This is a genomic window from Bradyrhizobium sp. P2_E8, assembly GCF_056403875.1.
In genome coordinates this window covers 1-6,748 of sequence record NZ_JBFUES010000372.1, presented here as the reverse complement: position 1 = coordinate 6,748, position 6,748 = coordinate 1, and the positions used below count along the sequence as shown (strand labels likewise).

Below are 6,748 nucleotides of genomic sequence, written 5' to 3'. Positions count from 1 at the left end.
CCATAAGAGACATGGTGGGACTCCCGTGGTCTGCACAACTTTGCGCAGATCACATCCTGAACCAGGTCCGCCCCCGGGCATAGACAGATTCCTCACATCACCTGGTGCACGTCGATCACCACGCGGTCCGCATGCCGCGCGGCTGACGCGACGAAGATGTGCTGCATCAGCCAGCGATAGTTTTCATGCCCGGTCTCGAATCTCGGCACGGTGCGGAAATAGATCAGTTTCGGGTCGACTGCCTCGCCGCGCTTGAGCTTCTGCAACAGCTCGACCGGGCCGAAGCGCATGCCCTTGTTCTCGACATAGACGACGGCGCCGTCGTCGGTCTCGAAGGCGTATTTCGCTTCAAGGTCGATCAGCTCGTTGGGGCGGATGGTCTGGAAGTCGGCGCCGAAGGGCAGAACCTTGCCGTTGACAGCGCCCTTAACCTCGCCGCCGACGATCGGGATGATGCGGCGCACGCCGATGCCGGTCTCGCCGGCGGTGACGACGTCGCCGATGCGCGCGGTGATGGTGAAGGCGTACTTCGTCTCTAACGTCGGCGTGGTCATCGCTTCACCTCGTCAATGCGCCATCATCCGCGTCGGCAGCCACGTCGCCAGCAGCGGGAAGGCGATCAGGATCACCAGCCGCACCAGATCCGTCGCGACGAACGGGATCACGCCCTTGAAGATGGTGGAGAAGGAGACGTCCTTCACCACGCTCTTGATGACAAAGACGTTCATGCCGACCGGCGGATGGATCAGGCCGAGTTCGACCGTCATCACGATGATGACGCCGAACCAGATCGGGTCGAATCCGAGATGCATGATGACGGGGAAGATGATCGGCACGGTCAGGATGATCATCGCCATGGCGTCCATCAGGCAGCCGAGCACGAGATACATCACCATGATCAGCGCCAGCACGCCGTAGGGGCCGAGGCCGAGGCCGGTGAGGAATTCAGTCACCTTCTGCGGGGTCTGCGTCACCGTGAGGAAATAGCCGAAGATCAGCGCGCCGATCAGCACGGTGAACACGGCGGCCGCGGTCCGCGTCGYCTGGAGCAGCGAGGCCAGAATCTTCTCGCGGTCGAGCCGGCCGGTCAGCACGCCGATGATGAAGGCACCGGTGGCGCCGACGCCGCCGGCTTCCGTCGGCGTGAAGCGCGGCAGGAAGGGCAGGCCGTAGAGGCCGCCGATGACGAAGACGAACAGCAGGACCGGCGCCCAGATCTCCTTCAGCCCGGCAAAGCGCTCGCGCCACGGCAGCACCTTGCCCTTGGGCAGGAAGTCCGGCCGGAAGTATCCGATCAGGGCGATCGTGATCATGTACATGGTCATCGCCAGCAGGCCCGGAATGATGCCGGCGATGAAGAGCTTTCCGATGTCCTGCTCGGTGATGATGCCGTAGACCGCCAGCACGGTGGAGGGCGGCAGCATCGCGCCGAGCGTGCCGCCGGCCGCGATCACGCCGGTAGCGAACGACTGCGGATAGCCGAAGCGGCGCATCTCGGGATAGGCGACGGCGGAGAAGGTCGCGGCGGTTGCGACCGAGGAGCCGCAGATCGCGGCAAAGCCGCCGCAGGCGCCGACGGTGGCGATGCCGAGCCCGCCGCGCAAATGCCCGACAAAGCCGTTGGCGGCGCGGAACAGCTCGCGGCTCATGCCGGAATTGCTGACGAAGGAGCCCATCAGCAGGAACATCGGAATGACGCCGAACGTGTAGTCGGTGACCGTGCGCATCGAGGTCTGGCCGACCAGCTTCAGCGCCGGCGTGGCGCCGACCAGATAGGAGAAGCCGGAGACGCCGACGAGGCCCATGGCCATGCCGACGGGCACGCGCAGCAGCATCAGCGCAAACAGGGAAACGAAGCCGATTACGGCGACGGCATCGGTGCTCATGATTACTCCGTCGCCTTCAGCTTGGGATCGTGCATTTCTTCGGGATGGAAGATCAGCCGGTAGGTGCGGATCGCGATCAGCAGCACGGCCGAGACGTCGCCGATCCAGGCGACCGCGAAGAACGGCCAGGTCGGCATGTGCATGTCGAAGGTCTGGACGTTGTCGTTGTAGGTGCCGCGCACCTTGTCGAACAAGGTCCAGGTCTGCACGGTGACGACGAACAGCAGCACCAGGGTCGCGAACACGTCGATCCAGCGCTGGTAGCGCGGCCCGACATTGCCCCAGACCAGGTCGACCGTGATGTGGGTGCCGCGATAGGAGGTCGCGGCGATGCCCCAGAAGATCAGGATGCCGAGCAGCATGCGGCCGATATCGAAACTGTCGGGGATCGAATAGTTCAGCGTGTTGCGCAGCAGCACCGACAGGAAGATGTCGAGCGCAACGAGGCCGACGAAGCCGGCCGCGATCCATTCGATCGTGTCGATAAAGCGATCCATCCAGGCGCGCTTCATGGGTGTGTCCTACGTGATCTCATTCTCGCTCTCGGCTCAGAAGGCGGTCGTTCGCCTCTCCCCGCTTGCCGGGAGAGGCCGGAATGCGCGCGCAAGCACGGATTCCGGGTGAGGGGGATTCTCCGCGAGTCCAGCTGTCACCAACTTTTGCGGAAGCGGCCCCTCACCCCGACCCTCTCCCCGTAAGAACGGAGGGGGAAGAAGAGAGCCGGCCGCGGCCGCAGCTTGGCGTCACTCCGCCAGCGCGTTGTACTTCTTCAGCGAGGCCTTCAGGTCCGCGAGTGCTGTGTCCGGATCGGCGCCGGCTTTTTTCGCGCCCTCGGACCAGGTCTTGACCAGCGGCTCGGCGGCCTTCTTCCAGGCGGCGGCCTGCTCGGGGGTCAGCTTGTAGACTTCATGATTGGATTCCGCCTTGACCTTGTCGATGCCGGCATCCTCGAACTTGCCCCAGTGCTCGCCGACCACGCCCGCCATCTCGACCGAGCAGTTCTTGTCGATCGCGGCCTTCTGCTTGTCGGACATGGCGTTGTACTTGTCCTTGTTGATCACGAAGACGAAGGTCGTGGTGTAGAGCGGCGCCTCCATGTCGTACTTGGTCACCTTGTCTATGCCGAACAGCACCAGTGAGCCCCAGGGGAAGGTGACGCCGTCGGCGACGCCGCGCTCGATGATGTCACGCACTTCGGGCGCGGAGGACTGCACATTGGTGCCGCCGAGCGAGGTGACGAAGTTCGCCATGGTGGCGTGCGCCGGGCGAATCTTCAGACCCTTCACGTCCTCCGGCGTCACGATCTTCTTGGTGCGGGAGTGGAAGGACGAGGGTGAGTGGACGAAGGCGAGGCAGTATTTGACGTCCTTCATCTCCTTCTCGGCATATTTGCGATACCAGGCGTCCAGCCCCATCGAGCCGCCCTTGGCATCCGAGATCAGGAACGGCAATTCGCCGGCGCCGACGATCGCGAAGCGGCCGGGTTGGTAGCCTGGATTGACATAGGTGACGTCGGCGATGCCGTCGCGCGCCATGTCGTAATGATCGAACGCCTTGCCGAGCTGCTGGGCCGGAAACACCTTGCCCTTGATGGTGCCGCCGGAATCCTTCTCGACCGCGGCCGCCCAGTCTTCCAGCGATTTCTGGAGGGGATGCGAAGCGGGCACCCAGTGCGAGATCTTCAAATCGAAGGTCTTGTCCTGCGCCAACGCGGGCGTCACGCTTGCTGCGAGCAACAAAGCCAGACAGGCTTTCCTCATCACACGTCTCTCCCTGTTTTCGACGGCGGGCTTCGATGGCCCGGTCTCGTTATTTAACATGTTATCTAATTTGCCGGCGCGTTCAAGTCGGAACTGGCGTGGCGTGCCGCCGCGTCATCTACGTCAGCCATGTTGCATGGATCTGTCGCTGCTCCGGCGCACTCCCCTTTGCCCAACGATTATATGATATAATTATCTTGCGCGGACCGACGCGACAAGCGAGCGGCGGCGAAAACCTACAGGATCGGGAGGAGCAAGTATTGCGGACAAAAGTCGCAATCATCGGGGCCGGGCCGGCCGGATTGTTGCTTGGGCAACTGCTGCACCATTACGGCATCGACAACGTCATCCTGGAGCGGCAGAGCCCGGACTACGTGCTCGGCCGCATCCGCGCCGGTCTCCTGGAGGAGGGAACTGTCGCGCTGCTCGACCAGGTCGGCGCCGGTGCGCGGGCGCATGCCGAAGGCCTGGTGCATGAGGGCATCGAGCTCGCCTTTTCCGGCCGCCGTCATCGCATCGACATGAAGGCGGCGACCGGCAAGACGGTCATGATCTACGGCCAGACCGAGGTCACGCTCGACCTGATGAACGCGCGCAAGGCGGCCGGCCTCACTACGGTCTACGAGGCCAGGGACGTGCAGCCGCACGACTTCGATGGCAGTCGCCCGCGCGTGACCTGGGTCAAGGACGGCGTCACCCACACGCTGGATTGCGATTTCATCGCCGGTTGCGATGGTTTCCACGGCGTCAGCCGCGCCAGCGTCCCGGCCTCGGCGATCGAGGAGTTCGAGCGGGTCTATCCGTTCGGCTGGCTCGGCATCCTCTCCGAGACGCCGCCGGTCAGCCACGAGCTGATCTACTCCAACCACGCCCGCGGCTTTGCGCTCTGCACCATGCGCTCGATGAAGCGCAGCCGCCACTACGTGCAGTGCTCGCTGGACGACCACGTCGACCAATGGCCGGACGACCGCTTCTGGGACGAATTGAAGCGCCGGCTCGACCAGGAGGCGGCTGACCGCCTCGTCACCGGTCCCTCGATCGAGAAGAGCATCGCTCCGTTGCGCAGCTTCGTCGCGGAGCCGATGCGCTTCGGCAGGATGTTCCTGTGCGGCGATGCCGCCCACATCGTGCCGCCGACCGGGGCCAAGGGATTGAACCTGGCGGCCAGCGACGCACATTATCTGTCGAGCGCGCTGCGCGAATTCTACGACGAGAAGTCCAGCGCCGGCATCGACGCCTATTCCGCCAAGGCGCTCGCGCGCGTCTGGAAAGCCGTGCGCTTCTCCTGGTGGATGACCTCGATGCTGCACAAATTCCCCGACACCGGTAGCATCGGTGCCCGGATCCAGCTCGCCGAGCTCGACTACGTCACGCACTCGCAGGCCGCGATGACCTCGCTGTCGGAGAATTATGTGGGGCTGCCGTTTTAGAGGCACGCTGTTGCCACATCGTCATTGCGAGCGTAGCGAAGCAATCCAGAGTCCTTCCGAGGAGGCAGTCTGGATTGCTTCGTCGCAAGAGCTCCTCGCAATGACAGAGGAGGCCATTTCAAACACCCGCGCAAATTCCGTTTAAAACTTTGTAGGCGGTGAAACCGTCATCGACATCGCGTTCAATGGCGCCAACCAGCAACGCGAGACAGCCATGACCGCCACCGACATTCCCGCCGGCTTCGAGCCGCATTTCCGCAAAGCCCCGCTCACCGATCCCTGGGAGCCGCTCTATTCGAAGAAAACCGACAAGGCCGTGATCATCGGCCTGCGCCTGGCCAGGCCGCACACCAACGCGCGCGGGTTGATCCATGGCGGGCTCATCGCGGCGCTCGCCGATGCCGCCATGGGTTACAGCTGCGCACAGGCGACCGGCTGGACGACGTCCTTCGTGACGATCTCGTTGTCGGTCGACTTCGTCGGCGCCGCCGAGATCGGCCAATGGCTCGCGGTCGAGGGCGAGGCGATCAAGACCGGCAGCACGATCTGTTTCGCGCAGTGCCTGGTCAAGGCCGACGACACCGTGATCGCGCGCGCCAGCGGGACGTTTCGTGTGGTGCCGAAGAAGGGGTGATGTCTCGTGCCCCGGACGCAGCGCAGCGCGTCTTCAGCGGTGCGCTGCAGAGCCGGGGCCCATCCATCCGCAAATGACTCTCTGGCTTCTGGGTCCCGGCTCTGCGCCGCTTCGCGGCGCGTCCGGGACACGAGCGCTCACCCGAACCGCCACTCCGCCGTCTCCACCACGAGATCGATGAAGGCGCGCACCTTGGCCGAGAGCAGGCGCGAGGTCGGATAGACGACATGGATCGGTAGTGCCGGCTGCTCGTATTTCGCCAGCACGATTTTCAGCCATCCGCGCTTCAGCCCCTCGGCGGCCTGATACGCCAGCACCCGCGTCATGCCACCGCCGGCCTCGGCATATTGCAGCGCTGCGTCCGCGCTGTTGCTGATGAAACGGGGCGACGGCGTCACCTCGATGTCGCGGCCGTCATGCGGGAAACGCCATTCGGTCGCCGGGCCGAACTGGATGGTCTGGTGCGAGGCGAGCGCTTCCGGCGTCTTCGGCTCGCCATGGCGCTTCAGATAGCTCGGTGCGGCCACCACGATCCGCCGCATCTCGCCGACTTGGCGGGCCACCAGCGTGGAATCGGCGAGATGGCCGATCCGCACCGCCACGTCGACGGCGTCTTCCACGAGATTGACGAGATTGTCGGACAGCCGCAATTCGCCGGCAACCTCGGGATAGCGCTTGAGATAGGCCGTCATGACCGGCCCGACATGCAGCCGGCCGAAGCCGACCGGCGCCGACACCACCAGCCGCCCGCTCGGCCGGTTGCGCTCTTCCCGCGCCGAGCCGTCAGCCTCCTCGACGTCGGCGAGGATGCGCCGGGCGCGTTCCAGGTAGCGCGTGCCGACGTCGGTCAGGGTCACCTGCCGCGTGGTTCGCTGCAACAGCCGGGCGCCGAGATGCTCTTCCAGCGCCGCGATCAGCCGCGTCACCGCCGAGGGCGACAGGCGCAGCTTGCGCGCCGCCGGCGCAAAGCCGCGCAGGTCGGCGACGGTGACGAAGACGTGCATGGCGTCCAGGCGGTCCATGGACATTATTGCATAA

7 protein-coding genes are annotated in these 6,748 nt (G+C 64.5%); 2 read left to right on the top strand and 5 right to left on the bottom strand.

The features are described from left to right. Window positions 1-92: 92 nt before the first annotated feature. From AC1D00_RS20745 to AC1D00_RS20730, 4 genes are all read right to left on the bottom strand, one after another. Complete coding sequence (locus tag AC1D00_RS20745; RefSeq protein WP_404552516.1) at window positions 93-554, bottom strand: DUF3237 domain-containing protein; 462 nt, start codon at window positions 552-554, stop codon at window positions 93-95. 12 nt (window positions 555-566) lie between these two features. Then, a complete protein-coding gene (locus AC1D00_RS20740) occupies window positions 567-1,886 on the bottom strand; it encodes a TRAP transporter large permease (protein WP_477011949.1) in 1,320 nt (439 codons plus the stop codon). Window positions 1,887-1,888: 2 nt separating this feature from the next. After that, on the bottom strand, window positions 1,889-2,398 hold the full coding sequence (locus tag AC1D00_RS20735; RefSeq protein ID WP_025575305.1) for a TRAP transporter small permease: 510 nt from the start codon (window positions 2,396-2,398) through the stop codon (window positions 1,889-1,891). Window positions 2,399-2,629: 231 nt separating this feature from the next. Then, a complete protein-coding gene (locus AC1D00_RS20730; RefSeq protein WP_477011948.1) occupies window positions 2,630-3,646 on the bottom strand; it encodes a TRAP transporter substrate-binding protein in 1,017 nt (338 codons plus the stop codon). Window positions 3,647-3,906: 260 nt separating this feature from the next. Between AC1D00_RS20730 and pobA the strand changes: the two genes are divergently transcribed. Both pobA and AC1D00_RS20720 read left to right on the top strand, forming a co-directional pair. Further along, on the top strand, window positions 3,907-5,076 hold the full coding sequence (gene pobA, locus AC1D00_RS20725; protein WP_477011947.1) for a 4-hydroxybenzoate 3-monooxygenase: 1,170 nt from the start codon (window positions 3,907-3,909) through the stop codon (window positions 5,074-5,076). A 214-nt stretch (window positions 5,077-5,290) separates the two neighbouring features. Then, window positions 5,291-5,710, top strand: a complete 420-nt coding sequence (locus AC1D00_RS20720; protein WP_404552522.1) for a PaaI family thioesterase — start codon at window positions 5,291-5,293, stop codon at window positions 5,708-5,710. Between the two features lie 137 nt (window positions 5,711-5,847). Here AC1D00_RS20720 and AC1D00_RS20715 read toward each other — a convergent pair whose 3' ends face one another. Beyond that, the gene (locus AC1D00_RS20715; protein WP_477011950.1) at window positions 5,848-6,732 is read right to left on the bottom strand and encodes a LysR family transcriptional regulator; all 885 of its coding nucleotides are present in this window, start codon (window positions 6,730-6,732) and stop codon (window positions 5,848-5,850) included. Window positions 6,733-6,748: the final 16 nt, after the last annotated feature.

Coding starts and splice junctions, on each gene's coding strand:
- AC1D00_RS20720 (WP_404552522.1), top strand. CDS start 5,291: ATGACCGCCACCGACATTCCCGCCGGCTTCGAGCCGCATTTCCGCAAA.
- AC1D00_RS20730 (WP_477011948.1), bottom strand. CDS start 3,646: ATGAGGAAAGCCTGTCTGGCTTTGTTGCTCGCAGCAAGCGTGACGCCC.
- AC1D00_RS20715 (WP_477011950.1), bottom strand. CDS start 6,732: ATGGACCGCCTGGACGCCATGCACGTCTTCGTCACCGTCGCCGACCTG.
- AC1D00_RS20745 (WP_404552516.1), bottom strand. CDS start 554: ATGACCACGCCGACGTTAGAGACGAAGTACGCCTTCACCATCACCGCG.
- AC1D00_RS20735 (WP_025575305.1), bottom strand. CDS start 2,398: ATGAAGCGCGCCTGGATGGATCGCTTTATCGACACGATCGAATGGATC.